The sequence below is a fragment of the Micromonospora sp. DT201 genome (genome assembly GCF_049841575.1).
Taxonomy (GTDB): Bacteria; Actinomycetota; Actinomycetes; order Mycobacteriales; family Micromonosporaceae; genus Micromonospora.
Map to the genome: position 1 here is coordinate 68,840 of NZ_JBNCKP010000010.1, position 17,804 is coordinate 86,643.

Annotated in this window: 12 protein-coding genes; 5 read left to right on the forward strand and 7 right to left on the reverse strand. The window is 71.3% G+C overall.

Going from position 1 to position 17,804, the window contains the following annotated elements; translation table 11 throughout:
* Nucleotides 1-60 precede the first annotated feature (60 nt).
* Entirely contained in the window at nt 61-1,281 is a 1,221-nt protein-coding gene (locus ACLQ28_RS18265; protein WP_425687475.1) for a low temperature requirement protein A, read from the forward strand.
* Nucleotides 1,282-1,696: 415 nt separating this feature from the next.
* Nucleotides 1,697-2,560, forward strand: coding sequence for a DUF1028 domain-containing protein (locus tag ACLQ28_RS18270; RefSeq protein WP_425687476.1), 864 nt, complete (start codon nt 1,697-1,699; stop codon nt 2,558-2,560).
* Between the two features lie 48 nt (nt 2,561-2,608).
* Here ACLQ28_RS18270 and ACLQ28_RS18275 read toward each other — a convergent pair whose 3' ends face one another.
* Together ACLQ28_RS18275 and ACLQ28_RS18280 are read right to left on the reverse strand one after the other, a co-directional pair.
* The gene (locus tag ACLQ28_RS18275; protein WP_425687477.1) at nt 2,609-3,277 is read right to left on the reverse strand and encodes a maleylpyruvate isomerase N-terminal domain-containing protein; all 669 of its coding nucleotides are present in this window, start codon (nt 3,275-3,277) and stop codon (nt 2,609-2,611) included.
* A 6-nt stretch (nt 3,278-3,283) separates the two neighbouring features.
* Nucleotides 3,284-4,171, reverse strand: a complete 888-nt coding sequence (locus ACLQ28_RS18280) for a phosphatase PAP2 family protein (protein WP_425687597.1) — start codon at nt 4,169-4,171, stop codon at nt 3,284-3,286.
* A gap of 194 nt (nt 4,172-4,365) precedes the next feature.
* Between ACLQ28_RS18280 and ACLQ28_RS18285 the strand changes: the two genes are divergently transcribed.
* Complete coding sequence (locus ACLQ28_RS18285) at nt 4,366-4,989, forward strand: DUF3159 domain-containing protein (RefSeq protein WP_425687598.1); 624 nt, start codon at nt 4,366-4,368, stop codon at nt 4,987-4,989.
* Between the two features lie 315 nt (nt 4,990-5,304).
* Here the strand turns inward: ACLQ28_RS18285 and ACLQ28_RS18290 are convergent, their stop codons facing one another.
* Nucleotides 5,305-8,202, reverse strand: coding sequence for a glycoside hydrolase family 48 protein (locus ACLQ28_RS18290; protein ID WP_425687599.1), 2,898 nt, complete (start codon nt 8,200-8,202; stop codon nt 5,305-5,307).
* Nucleotides 8,203-9,052: 850 nt separating this feature from the next.
* On the opposite strand from ACLQ28_RS18290, the gene ACLQ28_RS18295 reads away from it, so the two are divergent.
* Nucleotides 9,053-10,396 (forward strand): GH1 family beta-glucosidase, encoded by a 1,344-nt coding sequence (locus tag ACLQ28_RS18295; RefSeq protein ID WP_425687478.1) that lies wholly within the window; start codon nt 9,053-9,055, stop codon nt 10,394-10,396.
* A gap of 79 nt (nt 10,397-10,475) precedes the next feature.
* Here ACLQ28_RS18295 and ACLQ28_RS18300 read toward each other — a convergent pair whose 3' ends face one another.
* The 3 genes from ACLQ28_RS18300 to ACLQ28_RS18310 form a co-directional block, all read right to left on the reverse strand.
* Nucleotides 10,476-10,898: a roadblock/LC7 domain-containing protein gene (locus ACLQ28_RS18300; protein ID WP_425687479.1), complete on the reverse strand. Its 423-nt coding sequence runs from the start codon at nt 10,896-10,898 to the stop codon at nt 10,476-10,478.
* A complete protein-coding gene (locus tag ACLQ28_RS18305) occupies nt 10,895-13,432 on the reverse strand; it encodes a nitrate- and nitrite sensing domain-containing protein (RefSeq protein ID WP_425687480.1) in 2,538 nt (845 codons plus the stop codon). The genes ACLQ28_RS18300 and ACLQ28_RS18305 overlap by 4 nt, the downstream gene beginning before the upstream one ends.
* Nucleotides 13,433-13,506: 74 nt before the next feature.
* Nucleotides 13,507-14,943, reverse strand: a complete 1,437-nt coding sequence (locus ACLQ28_RS18310; RefSeq protein ID WP_425687481.1) for an FGGY family carbohydrate kinase — start codon at nt 14,941-14,943, stop codon at nt 13,507-13,509.
* A gap of 206 nt (nt 14,944-15,149) precedes the next feature.
* On the opposite strand from ACLQ28_RS18310, the gene ACLQ28_RS18315 reads away from it, so the two are divergent.
* On the forward strand, nt 15,150-17,072 hold the full coding sequence (locus tag ACLQ28_RS18315; RefSeq protein WP_425687482.1) for an anthranilate synthase family protein: 1,923 nt from the start codon (nt 15,150-15,152) through the stop codon (nt 17,070-17,072).
* A gap of 101 nt (nt 17,073-17,173) precedes the next feature.
* On the opposite strand, the gene wrbA is transcribed toward ACLQ28_RS18315, so the two are convergent.
* Nucleotides 17,174-17,791: an NAD(P)H:quinone oxidoreductase gene (gene wrbA, locus ACLQ28_RS18320; RefSeq protein ID WP_425687483.1), complete on the reverse strand. Its 618-nt coding sequence runs from the start codon at nt 17,789-17,791 to the stop codon at nt 17,174-17,176.
* Nucleotides 17,792-17,804 lie beyond the last annotated feature (13 nt).

Genomic DNA, 17,804 nt, shown 5'->3' on the forward strand with positions numbered 1-17,804 from the left:
CGCCAGCGTGGGGTGCTACGACTGCGAGGTGGACCAGACAAACGGCGTAGGCCACTGACCGTGGGTTCCAAGGCAGCGGGACGCCTGGAGCCGGTCCCTGCGTCGGCTACTCCCGGCCGGGCCACCTTCCTGGAGCTCTTCTTCGACCTGGTCTTCGTCTTCGCGCTCACCCGGATCTCGGCGCGCGCCTTCGAGGAACTGACCCACGAAGGCGCCATGGCTCAGGCCTGGGCTGCGGTAACCAGCGGCGGCAAGACTCTGCTCCTGTTGCTGGCGCTCTGGTCGGTCTGGCAGGGCACCGCGTGGACGACCAGCCGGTACGACCCGTACCGGTTGGCGTTGCAGGTCGTGGTGATCATCGCGCTGGTGGGCAGCATGGTGATGGGAGTGGCGATCCCTCGAGCGTTCAGCGCGACCGGGATCATGTTCGCGGTGGCGTACGTCGTCACGCAGGTGTCCCGGCCGCTGATCTTGGCGGTCGCACTCGGCGCGCACCCGTACCGCCGGCTGAAGGTGCGCATGGCGGTGGTGTTCGCCGTCAGCGGGGTGCTCTGGATCGGCGGGGCGACGCTGCCGACCGATGGGCAGGTGACGCTCTGGACCGCGGCGCTGACCCTCGAGTACGGGGCCGCCCGCTTCGGGTGGCCGGTCCCAGGGCTGGGCCGATCGACCGTCTCGAAGTGGGAGATCGCCGGGGAGCACCTGGCCGAGCGATACCAGCAGTTCTTCCTCGTCGCGCTGGGCGAGACGATCCTGGTGGCGGGTTTCGCGTACAGCGCCGAGCCGTACGAGTCGGGGCACGCGTGGGCGTTCGGGCTGGCGGTGGCCACCTCGATCATGCTGTGGCGGATCTACGTCCAGCGCGCCGGTCAGATTCTGGGCGAGGCGGTGATGAAGGCCCGGCATCCCGCCAACATCGGCCGCTCGGCTGCCGACACCCACCTGGTGATGGTGATCGGCCTGGCTGCCACCGCGATCGGCTACGAGCTGATCATCGGACATCCGCTGGAACAGATCCCGGGGCCGTGGTTGGCCATGGTGCTCGGTGGGCCGGCGCTGTTCCTGGTTGGCCGGGCCCGCTTCGAGTACGAGGTGTTCGGGCGGGTCTCCCCGTCCCGGTGGATCGCTGTCCTGGTGCTGGCGGCGTCGGCGGTGCCGCTGCTGTTCCTGCCGGGACTGGCCGCCACCGCTGTCGGGGTGCTGGTGCTGGCCGCGGTCGCGGTCGCCGACATCCGCCGTGCGCGCGGCGCCCCGCCGGAGGCCGCCGCGCCACCGTTCTGAGTCGTCGACAACACCATTGCGTTGCTGGCTGGGGGTCGGCGTGACAACCCCTCTGAGGACTGGGAAGGGAACCTTGGGGTCCGTGGCGGAAGAGCCTGTCATCACGCGTGGGCGCCTCGTAGGGCGGTTGGCAGGGGTGTTCGGGTCCCCTTTGCTCTGCTTCACCATAGGCAACACCCGGTGTCCGGATATCGGACGCGCGGTGTTGCCTGGATTGAAGCAGAGCAAAGGCGGCGATGCATAGGTGCCTGCCTGCCTGCCTGCCTCCGATGTCTCGACACAAGATGACCAACCAGGAGGTCTGTTCCCAGTCTCCTAAGGGCGTTGACATGACGGCCACCGCCCCGCCGCAACGGTGCTCAGGCCATCGACGTGCGGTGATCTTGCGGACGGCGCGGCCGGTTAATCTTGCCGAGTGACCTTTTCGCTCGTCGCCCGCTCCGCCGACGGCCGCCTGCATGGCGTCGCCGTCGCCAGTAAGTTCCTCGCCGCCGGTGCGCTGGTGCCGGCCGCCGCCGCCGAGGTCGGCGCACTGGCCACCCAGGCGCACGTCAACCTCGCCTATCGACCGCAGGGCCTCACCCTGCTGCGCACCGGGGTGACCGCCGCCGACGTGGTGGCCGGGCTGATCGCCGCCGACCCCGAACGGGACCACCGCCAGCTCGGCGTCGTGGGGGCCAGCGGTTCGGGCGCGAGTTGGACCGGGCCGGCCTGCCATCCGTGGGCGGGCGGGCGGACCGGCGACGGCTGGGCCGCGCAGGGCAACGTGCTCACCGGCCCGGAGGTCGTCGACGCGCTGGGCGATGCCTGGCTGGCCGGGTCGGCGTTGCCGTTCGCCGAGCGGCTGGTCGCCGCGTTGCGAGCGGGCGACGAGGCCGGCGGCGACCGACGTGGCCGGCAGAGCGCCGGCCTGCTGGTGGTCGAGCGCGGCGGAGGGTACGCCGGCGGCAGCGACGTGCTGGTCGACCTTCGGGTGGACGACCACCCGGACCCGGTCGCCGAGCTGAGTCGACTGCTCGCCGTGCACACCATGCTGTTCAGCCGGCCCGATCCGGCCACCCTGCTCGACCTGAGCGGCGCGGTCGCCGAGGAGGTGGCGGTGTTGCTCAGCGCGCTGGGCCATTCGGTGGTCGACGACGGGACGGAGGCGGCGTTGATCTCCTGGGCTGGGCTGGAGAACCTGGAGGAGCGGCTCGTGCCGGGGCGAATCGATCCGGTGGTGCTGACGCACCTGCGCGGCGTCGCCCCGCACGTCCCCGCACCGCGCTCCGCGAGCTGACCCACCCAGGCCGGTGCCGGCCGCGGCCGGTGTCAGCAGCGGCCGGTGTCAACGGCCGAAGGCTAGCCAGCGGAAGCCGGCGGCGTCGATCGCGGCCTGTTCCGAGGCGGTCAACGCCGCTCGGCCGGTGGTCTTGCGGATCAGGGTCAGCTCGTCCCAGCGCAGCCCGGCGGGTGTCGGCTTCCCGCCGGTGAGCAGGTCGGCGATCACCGCGGCCGCCTGCGAGGTCAGCCACGGCGGCCGGCCCAGCGCGGCGGCCAGGTCCAGACCGTGCACACCCACTTCGACGACCCGGGTCCGCAGGAACTCGGTGAGGAGCATCGCGTCGCCGTGCCGGGTTCGGACCACCCGATCGGGCGGCGCGGCGGCGACTGCGGCGTCGGTGGCCCGCCAAGCCGTGTCCAACTCGGTCGCCAGCGCTGCTCGGTCCACCTGTAGCGCGTCTTGCCGGCCGCCGGCGATCCGGTCGGCGTCCACCTGCGCGGTGAACTTCGCCCTGCCGAAGTAGCCGGCGGCATCCACCTCCGCGCGTGGCGGGGCCGGCGCGGCGAGCATGTCGGCCAGCCGGCCCACTCCGGTGCGGACGTGGGCGATCAGCTCCCGGACGGTCCACGGCGGGCAGTCGGTGGGTCGGTCGAGGTCGGCGTCGACCAACTCGGCCAGGATCTCGGTGAGCTGCGCGCACTCGGCGGAGAACGCCACGCGGACGGGGTCCACCGGCGCTCAGCCCTTGACCCTGGGCACCAGCCGGTGCACGACGGTCAGCACCAACGCCATCACCACCGCCATCGTGCCGGCGATGCCGGCGGCGCTGCCCGCGTACCCGACGAACAGTGGTCGGCGGGTCAGCTCGTCCGGCCCGGTGTCGCGCAGGTCGACCAGCCAGGACAGGGACAGATCACAGGCGACCAGGGCGAGCACACCAACCACCCCGAGCACCAGCGCGGCGATCCGGTGCGCGTCGCCGGGGGCGACCTCGGCCTGCTCTCGTTGAGTGATCAGCAGGAGCATCCCGGCCAGCGCTGCCCAGACACCCACCACCAGGTACGCGGCGACCGCGTCGCTGGGTCGGTGCCAGCCGGCGGAGAGGGTGGCGACTCCAGCGACGGCGGCATAACTGGCGGCGAGGAAGGCACCGACCGCCCGCACCTTGGCCGGCAGCACGAGCACGAGCGCGACCGCCACCGACGCGGCCACCGTGGTGTGCCCGCTGGGCAGGCTGTTGCCCACCGCGAGGCGCTCCGGGTCGAGGCCGTAGTCGGGCCGGTTGAGTCCATGCTTCAGCAGCTGGGTTGAGATGTTCGCTCCGGCGATCAGCAGGGTCGCGGTGATGGCCAGTGCGATCCGTCCCCGGATCAGTGCGATGAACCCGATCATCGCGGTGGCGGCCAGCAGGGAGACCACCGACATCGCGTTGAGGATCCGGTTGACAGGGCCGTCGATGGTGTCCTGCCCGATCCGGTTGCCGGTGAGCGCCACAGTGTCCACCCACTGGCCAATCTCGCTGTGCACGGCCACCCGCCACACGGCGAGGAAGGCAGCCGCCTGGACGAGGGCCAGTATGACCAACCAGACCGCGGTCCAACCCCGTGCCGTCGCGCGCATCCGCACACCGTAACGGCCCACGGTGGCCGGTCGACCGGTGGCCCGCCGGCCGTCGCCGGTTAGGTTGTGCCAAAGGCGAGGAGGCGGTGGTGGGCGGAACACCGGAGCGCGACATCAACCAGGTCACACCCGACCCGGACCAGCGGACGGGCACCGAACCGGGTCCTCGCGGGCAGAGGCGGGCCGAGTCACTGGCAGATCTGTTGGGCGGGCGAGGCGGTGCCATCGATGCCACCCTGCCACCGCTGGCGTTCGCCGCGGGGTGGCTGCTGGGCGGCGAGTCGCTCTGGGGTGGGGTCGGTGCAGCGCTGGCCGTGGGCGCGGTGGTGGCCGGCGTACGGCTGCGCCGCGGTGATCGGCCGCGTTCGGTGCTGATCGGTTTGCTGGCCGTCTGCGTCGCGGCGTTGATCGCGGTACGCACCGGCCGGGCCGAGGATTTCTTTCTCATTCAGGTGCTCTCCAACGCCGCCAGCGCACTCGCCTGGGCGATCAGCGTCGTGGTGCGCTGGCCGCTGCTCGGTGTGCTCGTCGGTGCGGTGCTGGGCCAGCGCACCCGGTGGCGGCGCGACCGGGCGTTGCTGCGCGGGTACGGCCGGGCCAGTTGGGTGTGGACGGCGACCTACCTGGTGCGGCTCGCGGTGTTCGTGCCGTTGTACCTGGGTGGGCAGGTGCTCGCACTGGTGGTGGCCCGGGTGGCCCTGACCTGGCCGCTGGTCGCCGCTGCGCTGGCACTGAGCTGGGTGGTGCTGCGGCGGTCGTTGCCGGCCGGGCACCCGGGTCTGCGTCATCCGGTCACTGAAGACCCGGCCGCACCGCCCCGCTGACCCGGGGCGGATCCGGGCGGTGGAGGGCAAAAAAGTGGAGAGGCCGCCACGGGGGGAGCGGCCTCTCCGGTGACGTACGTTACTCCGTCACGGACTTCGGCGTGATCCCGTGACGGCCCGAATTTCTGGGCTTTTTCGCGCTTGGCTCCAGTCCGGGCGGTGGGGTGGGCCAGCCGATCCGCTGCGTCGGCCAGATGGCTGACCCACCCCGGCCTGACCGTGGGTGTCAGGCCGTCCGCCGGCCAAGGTCCGTCGTTCCCCGGACCCGGGCCGGCCCCCGGGGTGGGCGGTCCACGCCACCCACCCCGGGTTGCCTCAGCCGTTCGGGAACAGGCTGCCGTAGTCGGCGTACGCCATGGCGACGTCAGCCTGTGCCCAGAACCGGTGGTAGTTGAAGCTGGGCTCCGCACCGCCGTCCAGGTACGCCTGAACCTTGGGCCAGTCCGGGTCGTTCTTGTAGAAGGACCGGAGGTCGAGGAAGGTCTTGCCGGCGGCGATGGTGTCGCCGTTCGGCATCTTCCCGGTCCAGCCCGGCGGGACGTAGACGCCCTGCCCGGTGGTGGCGTTGTAGGTGTCGTCGAAGCGCCGGTAGTCGCCACGCTTCTCGGTGGTGGAGACACCCTTGGCGTCGCTGGCGGCGGAGAGCGCGTCGAGCAGCCCCTTGGCGGTCGTCTTGGCCGCCGCGTTGCCCGACTTGGCCGCGTACGCGATCAGGATCCGGGCGTAGGAGGCGGCGACGCCGACGTCCTGGCCCTTGCTGATCACCTCGACGTGCAGGTTGGTGTTGGGCTGCGGGTTGGACGGGTTCCAGGTGGTCGGCTGACCGGTCCACGCCATGTCCGACGGGATCGACCAGTTGGTGCCGACGGTGGTGTTGGCGATCGCCCACGGCACCCACTTGTCCAGCAGCGCCTTGGCCTTCGCGTTGCCGGTCTGCAGGTACAGCTCGGCGATCCGCTGCATCGACCAGGCCTGCATGCCGAACCACTGGTTCGACGGCGGGTCGTTGTAGACCGGGTCGACGTCGTAGAACATGCCGTAGAAGGTGCTGGTGCCGGCCGGCGGCTGGGCGTAGCTGCCGTCCCAGCTGTTGGTGGCGCCGCCGGCGATGCCGCCCTCGGACGACTGCAGCCAGGTGTAGAACTCCAGCTGCCGGTCGAAGCTCTTGGTCCAGTCGGCGACCGCGGTCGACGACTGCGGCTTGAGCTCCGGGGTGTTGGTCAGCGCCCAGGCCGCGAACGGGTTCTGGTAGCCGAAGTGGTTGTGGCTGGAGCCGATCCGCCAGGACCAGTTCTGGCTGGCGTCGTACGCGCCACCCCAGGCGTAGTACCAGGACAGGAGGTAGTGCGCCGAGTCCTTGCCGCTGCCGGCGGGGCAGGTGCTGGCCCCGACGCAGTTGCCGATCTTCTTGAAGTACTTGTCGAACATCGCGTACCGCAGGTAGTCACCCATCTTGGCGGCCTTCGCGATGGTGGCCGCCACGTCGGCCTGCTTGCCCTGCGCCTTGGCCCAGGTCAGCGCCCAGTACGCGGCCTGCACGGCGCGGGCGTCGGCGTCCGGGGCGTTGGTGTACTTCCACTGCTTGGCGGGGGCGCCGGTGTCCTTGACGAACAGGTCGAGGTAACCGTACTGACCGCCGTGCTTGAAGGTGTCGCAGGACGGCTGCGGGATGGTCTCCCACACCGACTCCTGTGTGCCCCGCTGGAAGGTGTTGATGTAGGCCGGCTTGGTGGTGCCGTCACCGCAGCGACCGAAGCCGTAGGTGTTGTCCACGTCCATCAGCCAGTGCATGCCGTAGATGTCGCCGGTGCCGTAGGTGGACTGCAACTCGGCGCGGAGCGGGTCCTGCCCGACGGAGATGTTCGGGTTCAGTGCCGAGGGGTACTGGCTGGGCAGGTTGTACTCCGCGGCGTACTGCGGGGTGCCCGCGGAGCCGGCGGTCGGCTGGTCGGCGTGCGTCGGGATGATGTACTTCTCCATGACGGTCCAGGCGTTGTTGAACGGCGCCCAGTTCTGGGTGACGCGGCCGTACTGGGCCTCCAGCCAGAGCCAGAAGCTGAACGCCTCCGAGGTGGTCTCGTGCCCGTGGTCGGGCGCCTCGACGATCAGCGTCTCGACCGAGTGGTACGGCACGCCCTCGGGGCTGAAGTAGCCCGAGTTCTTGATTTTGCCGTACTGCTCGAGGAACTTCGCTATGTAGGTGTTGTCGCCGCCGGGGGTGTCGTTGTCGATCTCGGTGGCGGTGACCGCCAACGAGGCGAGACCGGTGGCGGAGGCGGTGATGGTGGCGGCACCGCCTGCGGTGTCGGTGTCCTCCGCCGCGGCGACCGTGACGGTGACCCCGGTGTTCCAGTTGCTCGGGGTCAGCGTGGCGGTGGCCGGCGAGACCGTGACATCGGTGTCGCCGGTGCGGGTGAGGGTCACTGGCACGTTTGCCGTCGGCGCGGCGCTGAGCTTCAGGTTGAAGGTGGCGGTGCCACCCTCGGTGACGCTCACCGCGGACGGGGTGGCGACCAGTCTCGGGCCGCTTGCGGCGGTGACCGTGAACGCCTTCTCGTCGACCCCGATGCCGTTGGCGTTGTCGTACGCCTTGGCCTGGACGGTGTAGCTGCCGGCCGGCAGGTCCTCCTGGGTGTAGGCGTACGGGGCGGAGGTGTCGGTGTTGATCAGCAGGCCGTTGCGGTAGAACTCGACCTTGCTGATCGTCCCGTCCGGGTCGCTGGCGGTGGCGGTCAGCGGCACGTCAGCCGGTGCGGTGAACGGCCCGGTCGGCAGACCGAGGGAGACCGTCGGCGGCTGGTTGGCCGCGGTGCCGTTGCAGACGGTGCCGTTGAGGGTGAACGAGGTGGGCTTCGGGTTGCTGCCCGAGTGGGAGCCGTTGAAGCCGATGGTGGTGGAGGCCCCGGTGCCAAGACTGCCGTTCCAGGACTCGTTGGTCGCGGTGACCTCACTGCCGGACTGGCTGAACTTGGCCGACCAGCCCTGGGTGACCCGCTGGCTGCTGTTCGGGAAGGTCCACTTGAGCGTCCAGCTGCTGACCGGGTCACCCAGGTTCTTGATGGTGACGTTCGCGGTGAAGCCGTTGTTCCAGTCGTTGGTCGCGTAGACCACGTCGCAGGCGGGTGCGGCCTGTGCTGCGCCGGCGGGCAGGGTCACCCCGCCGATGGCGAGCACGGCGGCGGCGACCATCGCCACTCGACGGCGTCGTGCCAGTTGTCTCATGTGCGCGGTGTCTCCTCGGACCGGGCCGGGACGGTCCCCGGCGAGGCGCCTGCCCGCGATGGTGGTGGTCTGCGGGGGTTGTGAGGCGCCGGGAAGGTGGTCTTCCCCGGGCCCGGCCGGGGTGGGGCGGTGCGGCCTGCACGGGAGGGGTCCCGCCGGCTGCGATCGGGTGACCGTGACCGGAAGTGGTGCTCCGGCTGCCCTCGGTGGACCCGCGCTCACGCGATGTGGCTCCTGTCGCGTTGAATCGACAGTCTGCCATGGAAGCGCTCCCACAACAAGCGCAGACGCCACTCGTTCAGCTCGTTGTTTCGATCTCGTTTTGGGTCTTTCACAAAGGCGTGACGGGCGTTACAGTCGCAACATCGGTCGATGGGAGCGCTTCCATCGACAAGGTTCCAACAAGAAGATCACCGGGGCTGTTTCTGACGGGCCCGGTGAACCAGCCCGAGGGCCGACGACGGGCCAGCCCGGACGCCGTCGTCAGCCATCGTCCCGCCACACGGAGGGAGGTGGAACCAGAGCCACTCGCGTGGCCCGGCTCCCGCGCGACACGCACGGCAGGACCCAAATTCCGCCCGTGTGTGTGCAGTTACGGTGGGGACGGGGGTTGCCCTCCCCCGTCCCCACACTAAACCCCCGTACACGATGGGAAAAGAGGCCGACGGGACAGGCGCGCCGCGCCGCCCGGCGGCCTCGTTCGCTGTCCGGGGCCTCCAACCGCCTCGACCCGCCATCGCCGGCCGCCATGACGGCCAGGTGACCCGGGTTGGCCACTCCTGGCCTAATCTGGGAGCGCTCCCGAATCTCGGCGGTGGCCCCGTATCCACGAGGAGAATCCATGTCGATACCTACTGGGCCTGCCAGCCCGCTGCGCTTCCCCGACAACTTCGGTTGGGGCGCGGCAACCTCCGCTTACCAGATCGAGGGCGCCGCCAAGGAGGACGGGCGCGGCGAGTCAGTCTGGGATACTTTCAGCCGCGTCCCAGGGCGCACCCGCAACGGCGACACCGGCGACGTGGCCGCCGACCACTACCACCGGTACGCCGAGGACCTCGACCTCATGCGCGACCTCGGTTTGCGCAGCTACCGCTTCTCCATCTCCTGGCCACGAATCCAGCCCGACGGCACGGGCGCGCCCAACCAGCGCGGGCTCGACTTCTACCGACGGCTCCTCGACGGGCTGCACGACCGCGGGATCACTCCGATGGCCACCCTGTTCCACTGGGACCTGCCGCAGGCACTACAGGACGCCGACGGCTGGGAGTCGCGCGACACCGCCTACCGCTTCGCCGACTACGCCGACCTGGTCTTCGCTGCCCTCGGCGACCGGGTGCCGGCCTGGCTCACCATCAACGAGCCCAAGACGGTGGTGCAGAACGGCTACCTCACCGGCCACCACGCCCCCGGCCGGCAGGACCCGGACGCCGCCTACCTGGTCGCGCACCACCTGCAGCTCGCGCACGGGCTCGCCGTCGGCGCACTGCGGGCCACCGGCAGCGACAGCCGGATCGGCCCCGCACTCAACCTGCACCCCTGCTACCCCGCCGACGACTCCCCGCAGGCTGCCGCAGCCGCCCACCTCTATGACGGCTACGAGAACCGCCTCTACCTGGACTCCCTGCTCAAGGGCAGCTACCCGGAGGATCTGCTGGCCGACCTGGGCCCGCAGAGCCGGATGGTCCAGGGCATCCGCGACGGCGACCTGGCGATCATCTCCGCGCCGGTCGACGTGCTGGCGGTGCAGTACTACACGCCGATCTACGTCACCGCCGACGGCGGCACCGAGCAACGCTGGGCGACCTCCGAAGCCGCATGGCAGCAGATCTACCCCGATGGGATGTACGACCTCCTGACCCGGATCACCCGCGACTACGGCCCGATCCCACTCACCATCACCGAGAACGGTCTGCCCACACCGGACACTCTGGCCGCGGACGACACCGTCCACGACGCGGGTCGGATCAACTTCCTGCGCGACCACCTCACCGCCGTGCACCGGGCCATCGCCGCCGGGGTGCCTCTGGAGAGCTTCCACGTCTGGTCGCTGCTGGACAACTTCGAGTGGGATGCGGGCTACGACCAGCGCTGGGGGCTGGTCTACGTGGACTACCCGACCCAGCGGCGGGTGCTCAAGAGCAGCGCCAACTGGTACCGCTCCGTCATCACCGACGGCGGCTTCTGAGCGGGCCGCCACCCGGACGGCCGGGCCCGGACGGCTCGGCTCCGGTGAGCCGATGACCGTCCGGGACTCGGCCGGCACATCAACGGGGCAACGCCTGCTGCAACTCCGCCCGCAGCGCCGGTGTCAGCATCTCCCCCGCCTGCTTGGCCAGCCGGGCCATCTCATAGCCCACCACACCGATGTCCGCGTCACCGGCGGCCAGCGTGGCAAGGATCGAACCGTCGCGTACCTGCATCACCAGGAAGTAGCCACGGCCCATCTCGACCACCGTCTGCTTGACGACATCGCCGTCGAACATCTGGGCCGCGCCCGCGGTGATGCTCATCAGCCCGGAGGTCACCGCCGCGAGCTTGTCCGCGTTGTCGCGGGGCAGGTGGTCGGAGAGCGCCACCAGCAGCCCGTCCGAGGAGACCACCACCGCGTGCGACACGCCCGGCACCCGCTCCGCGAACGCGCTCACCAGCCAGCTCAGGTCACGTGCCTCCTGGCTCAACGTCGTCACTGTCGTCGTCCCCCTTCATCGTGCCCCACGGACGGCGGCACGGGTATCTCGGTGGTGTCCTCGGCCTCGGCGCGCCGCACCCCGCTGTAGAGCCGGGAAAGCATGCCGCCGACAGCCTCCGGGTCCGGGTCGGCGCGGTGGGGCGCCGACATCGGTTGTGCCGGGCGGGTGACCGCGCTCAACTGCGCCATCGGCACCCGCACCGGCAGCCCCCGTTCATTCGTGCCACCGGTCACCGGGATGGCCGGCGGCACCGCGGGCGCGGGCGCTGCCGGCGCGACCGGGCCCTCCCGCGACCACCAGCCACCGCCGTCACCACGGGCGGCGGCCGGGGTCAACACGTCCTCGGCGCGCACCGGCACCGGACGTGCCTGGCGCGGCACGGCGAGGCCCGGAGGGCGGCCGGCAACCGGCAGATCCCGTGCTCCGTTGCCCAGCCCCGGGGCGCCGGCCCCCCAGGAGACCCCGGGCGGCGTTGCCACTCCCCGAGCGGCGCTCGTCGCCAACATCCGGGCCGGCGCGGGCGGGTCCAGCTGCACCGGGCCCCCTGGCGCCAGCAACTCCGCGGGCAACGCGAGCCGGGCGACCAGGCCACCCTCGCCCCCGTCGAGCCGCACGCGTAGGCCCAGCCGGGCCGCCAGGTGACTGACCACGAACAGACCCATCCGCTCCACCGTCGCGACGTCCGCGGCCGGAGGGCTGGCCAGCACCGCGTTCGCCTCGACCAGTGCGGCCGGGCTCATGCCCAGACCCTGGTCGGTGATCTCGATCAGCGGAGCCGCAGCCTCGACCTTGGCTGTCACCACCACCGAGGTGTCCGGGCGGGAGAAAGCGGTGGCGTTCTCCAGCAGCTCCGCCAACAGGTGCACCAGCTCACCGACGGCGTGCCCGACCACGTGCACCTCGGCCACCGACTCGATCTGGACCCGCTGATACTGCTCGATCTCCGCTGCGGCGGCCAGCAGCACCGCACCGAGGCCGACCGGCCGGTTCCACCGACGGGTGGAATCGGTGCCGGCAAGCACCAGCAGACTCTCGTCGTTTCGGCGCATACGAGCGGCCAGGTGGTCGAGCTTGAACAGGTTTTCCAGCTGGTCCGGATCGCCCTCCTCACGCTCGAGGTCGTCCAGCAGCTCCAGTTGACGCTCCACCAACACCTGGCTACGGCGGGCCAGGTTGACGAACATCGCGTTGACGTTGCGGCGCATGAGCGCCTGCTCGACGGCGACCGTCACCGCGCTGCGGTGCACCGCCACGAACGCCTCGGCCAGCTCGCCGATCTCGTCGAGCGAGCGGACCACCGCCGGCGCGACGTCGATGCCGGGCACGCCTCCGGTGACGGTCTTCAAACGGTCCAGTGCGTCCGGGAGTTCGACCTGCGCGATCCGGAGCGCCTGGCTACGCAGCAACCGAATCGACCGGGCGACCGACCGCCCGACGAGCAAAGAGATCAGCAGGGCGACCAGCAGGACCACGACGACCCCGCCGACGACAAGCAGGGTGGCCCGCAGCTGACCGTCACTGGCGTCGTCGGCCTGCCGCACGGCGTCGTCCAGCACGCCCGCCTCAAGCTGACGCAGCAACTCCTGGCGCTGTTGGCTGGCCACCCACCACTGCTCCGACGGCAGCACCTCCGGCGACGCGTCGCCGGTCGACAGACTGCGTTCCTCAAGCCGCACGGCGACCAGGAACGTCGGGGCAACCGTGGTCTCGTCGTACCGGCGGATCTGGTCGCTGGTCGCGGCCACCCGGAACGCGCCGAGCGCGGTCAGCTGCTGGGCGCGCAGATCGGCGAGGAGCACCCGGTCCTCTGTGCCGTACCCACCGGCGCGGGCGGCGGCGTAGAGCTGGGCCCGGACCCGGGAGGAAAGCTCCTTGACCCGAGCCAGCTGAACGTAGCGCAGCACCGCGTCGTTCAACTCGGGCTGGTCCTGTCCAGGGGCCGGCTCGGCGAGCAGGTCGATCATCGCGCCGACGGCCCGGTGATAGTTGCTCAGGATGGTGTCGCTGCTGAGCACCGCCGGCGGGATCGCTGGCCGGATGTCAACCACCTGGTCGTACGCCGCCAGTGCCTCGGAGAACGCGACCCGCCAGGACGCGTCGGCGTCCGCGAGAGGCTCGGCGGCCCGACGCAGGTCCTCGATGGCCCGGTCGGTGGCCGTCTGCAACGGCTTCAGGTCGGACGCCGAAGTGTCCCGGTCGCCGCCCCTGTGCCGCTCGCCCAGCTCCCCCGCCGAGCGGTCGCGCTCCTGCTGAAGTTCGTGCACCACGGCGGTGATCTGCCGGCCGATGCCGACCTGACGAGAGAAGTCGTTCAATGCCGTCGTACGCCCCACCAGCGCGCTGGTCTGCACACCCGCAAGCACCAGGAACGCCATCGACGGCACCATCAGCACGGTGGCGAGCTTCGTGCTCATCCGCCAGTCCCGCAGCCGGAACGGTGACCGGCGTCGATGCGGAACGACTCGAACGTCGAAGCGGCGCCGACGGTGGTTCGACACCGCGCCGTTCGCCGGGTCGGGACCTGCCGCCACCCTGCCTCCTCCGTCCTACCGCGTCCACCGCGGTCCGGGGAGCGCCGTCCATCCAACCAGGCTCGGGAGCGCTGTCAACGGCCCGGGCGACGCGGAGGCTCAGGAAGGATACTGCGGGTGGAACGTCCTGTCGTGGTCGGCAAAACCAGCTCGTCCGTCTGGCCGATGTCGGCGAGGTCGATCGCGTCACCGAACCGGCCCAACGCCACCAGTGCCGCGCCGGTGGCGCCGATCTCCGGGTTGCGTTGGTGCGACACCGGTCGCGGTGCCAGCGCGGCGGCGAAGGCCTGCCGCCACCACGTCGAGGCTGCCACCGCACCCCCGCCAAGCACCACACCGACCGGCTTGTCGATCGTGGACTCCAGCACCGCGAGATCCTCGGCGACCAGCTCACACAGCCCCTGCATCAGCCCGGCCAGAATGTCCACCGAGGTGGTGCTGAAGCTGAGGCCGCCGAGCCGGCCGGTGCCCGCCGGCGCCAGACCGGGCGGCCGGTCGCCGCCGAAGCGGGGGTCGGCCGGCCGGCCACCGCCCGCCGGCACCAGCGCCAGTGCCGCGTCCAGCTCCGCCCCCTGGGGCAACCGCAACTCCCGGTCCGCCCAGGCGAACAGGTTGCCCCCACTGGCGTACGCCGCACCGGTCACCACATGGTCGTGGTCGACCCGGTACCGCCACAGTCGCTCGGGGAGCCGCGGCATCGGTTCGCCAGCCGGGATCCGCTGCATCAGCCGTACGGCCGCGGAGGTGCCCACGGTGACCGCGGCCCGGCTCGGGTCGACGCAACCCGAGCCGACGTTCGACGCCCCACCGTCGCCCACGGGCGGCGACCACCGGGCCTGCGCCAGTTGCGGCCAACGGCGGGCCTTCTCAGCGCGAAGCCGGCCGTGCCAGTCCAGCTCACCGAGGGGTGGCAGATCCTGCGGTCGTGCCCCGGCCAGGGTCAGCGCCTCCTCGTCCCAGCGCAGGGTGCTCAGGTCCAGTAGACCGGTCCCGGAGGCCTGGGAGACCGACATGGGCGCCGTGTCGAGCAGCTCGCCCAGCACGTACTCGGGCAGGCCGACGAACCGTGCGATCGGTGTGCCGGACTGCTCGCGCAACCAGGGCAACCGCATCGACCAGTACGAGCGGTGCCACCAGCAGCCGGTGCGCTGGTGGAAACCGTCCGGGTCGGCCGGCCCCGCCGTGCCACCGACCGGCCCGGGCCGGGTGTCCAGCCAGGTGATCACCGAGCCGAGCGGGGTGCCGTCGTGGTCGAGTGGGAGCACCGAGTGCCACTGGGCGGAGACCGCCACCAGGTCGACGTCGTGCAGGTGCCCCGCGTCGGCCAGCTCGTCCAGGCAGCCGACCAGGGAGGCGAGATAGTCGGGCCCGGACAGCGTGCCGGTGCCGTCGTCACCGATGGCGAGGTCGATCTTGCGCCGGGCCAGGGCGCCGGGCAACGGTCGGGTGTCCCCGTCCAGCACCAGCCCGCGTACCGAGGAGGTGCCCAGATCGAGCGCGAGAATGTTCATCGCCGGTCAAGTTACCCGCTGTCAGGCCGCCCAAGGGCGCGTAGGGTGGATGACATGCTCGCGCATCCGACCTACTGGTGGCCCGCCGACCTGGCGGTCCACTTCCGCGCGTAGCTCCATCCACGCGGCCGCCATCGAGGCGGTCGCCGGATCTCCCGTCCGGATAGCCCGCCCCGACGGCGGCGCCCGGCCCGACGGAGACTCCGATGACCCACCTCACCGACCTGCTCGCCGCCGTCGCCCACGGTGTCGATCCTGGCCCCTTCGCGCTGCTGCGCCGAGACGGCGCGGACGAACTGGAGCTGTTCACCGGCCCGGTCGACACCGTCGAGCGGCTCGCGGACATCCCGCTGACGCCGGAGACCCCCGGGGCACGGACGCTGGCCCTGGTGCCGTACCGGCAAATCACCGAACGCGGGTTCGCCTGCGTCGACGACGGCGCTCCGCTGGAGTGCCTGCACATCCGCGAGCATCGGCGGATCGCACTGGCCGACGCCCTGGCCACGCTGCCCGACGAACCGGTCCGCACCATCGATGCCGCCTTCGACGTCAGCGACGAGGAGTACGCGCGGACGGTGCAGCGGGTGCTCGCCGAGGAAATCGGCCGTGGGGAGGGCGCGAACTTCGTCATCCACCGCGCCCTGCACGCCACCGTGCAGGGCCCACCGCTGGTGGCCGCGCTGGCCGCGCTGCGCCGGCTGCTGGTCGCCGAGCGCGGTGCGTACTGGACGTTCGTGGTGCACACCGGCACACGGACGCTTGTCGGTGCCAGCCCGGAGCGGCACGTCAGCGTCGACGACGGGCTGGTGATGATGAACCCGATCAGCGGCACCTTCCGGAGCGCCGGTAGCACCGCGGACCGGGCGGCGCTGCTGCGCTTCCTCGCCGACGAGAAGGAGGTCGAGGAGCTGTACATGGTGCTCGACGAGGAGTTGAAGATGATGGCCACCGTCGCCGAGCACGGCGGCCAGGTGATCGGTCCGCACCTGAAGGAGATGTCGCACCTGGCGCACACCGAGTACCTGCTCGCCGGGCGGGGCACCCGTGACGTGCGGGAGGTGCTGCGCGAGACGATGTTCGCCCCCACCGTCACGGGCAGCCCGATGGAGAACGCCTGCCGGGTGATCGCCCGGCACGAGCGCCGGGGCCGGGGCTACTACGCGGGTGTGCTGGCCCTGCTCGGCCACGACGAGGCTGGCCGGCAGACGCTCGACGCGCCGATCCTGATCCGTACCGCCGAGATCTCCCCCACCGGCAGGATGCGGGTGCCGGTGGGCGCCACTCTGGTCCGTCATTCGACGGCGGCCGGCGAGGTGGCCGAGACGCACGCCAAGGCGGCCGGAGTGCTTGCCGCGCTCGGCCTCGGGCCGGCGGCGCCCGTCGGCGGCAGCGGGCCGGTCGCGCGGCTGGCCGACGACCCGGAGGTACGCGACGCGTTGGCCGCGCGCAACGCACCGCTGGCCCGGTTCTGGCTGGACCAGCGGGCACCGGACGCGCCCGGCCTGCCCGGGCTTGTCGGCCGCCGTGTGTTGATCGTGGACGCGGAGGACACCTTCACCGGGATGCTGGCCCATCAACTGGGAGCTCTGGGGCTCGCGGTCACACTGCGGCCGTGGCACGTCAGCGGCCCGGTCGACTCATACGACCTGGTAGTGGCCGGGCCCGGGCCGGGCGACCCGGGCAGCCTGGACGAGCCGAAGATGGCGGCGCTGCGGAGGCTGCTGGCCGGGCTGCTGGCGAACGGCCGTCCGACCCTCGCGGTCTGCCTCGGCCACCAGGTCCTCGCTGGGCTGCTGGGGCTGACACTGCACCGCCGGGAGACGACCTATCAGGGATTGCAGCGGGACGTGGAGCTGTTCGGCCAGACCCGCCGGGTCGGGTTCTACTCGACGTTCACCGCCCGCGCCGAGTCGGACCGGCTGGCCACCGCGTACGGGCCGGTGGAACTGGCCCGGGACGCCGGCGACGGCGCCGTGCACGCCCTACGTGGGCGCGGCTTCGCCGGGGTGCAGTTCCACCCGGAGTCGGTGCTCAGCCCGGACGGGCTCGCGGTGCTGACCGAGCTGTTGAGTGACCTGCTGCCGGCACCGCGCGCCGACGAGCTGTCCGCCGCGGGTGGACGCGCATAGTCGCCCCGCCTCTGGGGTAGGGCTGGATCGACCGGTGGTGCGGACGGGCTGAGAGCCCCCGCCCGCGCCACCGGTCGCAGTCACCCGACTCACAGCCGCCGTCACCCAGCCATGCCCGCCTTCAGCGCGGCCCCGATCAGCACCGCGCGTCGGGCGGTGAGCGCGCAGGCCCCGAGTGCCACGGAGTCCGGGGCGATCTCCCCGTTGTTGCTCGTGTGCGAGGCGCCGTACGGGTTGCCAGCGATGAACTGGCTGGTGTCGGTGTATCCGGGGGTGACCACGATGCCGCCCCAGTGGTAGAAGACGTTGAACAGCGAGGTCAGCGTGGTTTCCTGCCCGCCGTGCAAGGTCCCGGTCGAGGTGAAGCCCGCGTAGACCTTGTTGGCCAGAGCTCCCTGCGCCCAGAGCGGGCCAGAGGTGTCGATGAACTGCTTCAGCTGAGCGGCGATGATGCCGTACCGGGTCGGCGCGCCGAAGATCACGACGTCTGCCCAGGACAGGTCGTCGAGCATCGCCTCGGGCACGTCCTGGGTCTCCAGGTGGTGCGCCTGCCAGCCGGAGTTGGAGCGGATCGCCTCGTCCGGCGCCAACTCGCGCACCTTGCGCAGGCGCACGTCGGCGCCGGCATCCCCGGCGGCTTCGCACACGGCCTGCGCCATCTGGTACGTGGTGCCGGTGGCGCTGTAGTAGATCACCGCTACCTTGGTCTGGGCAGCCATCAGATGTCCCCTT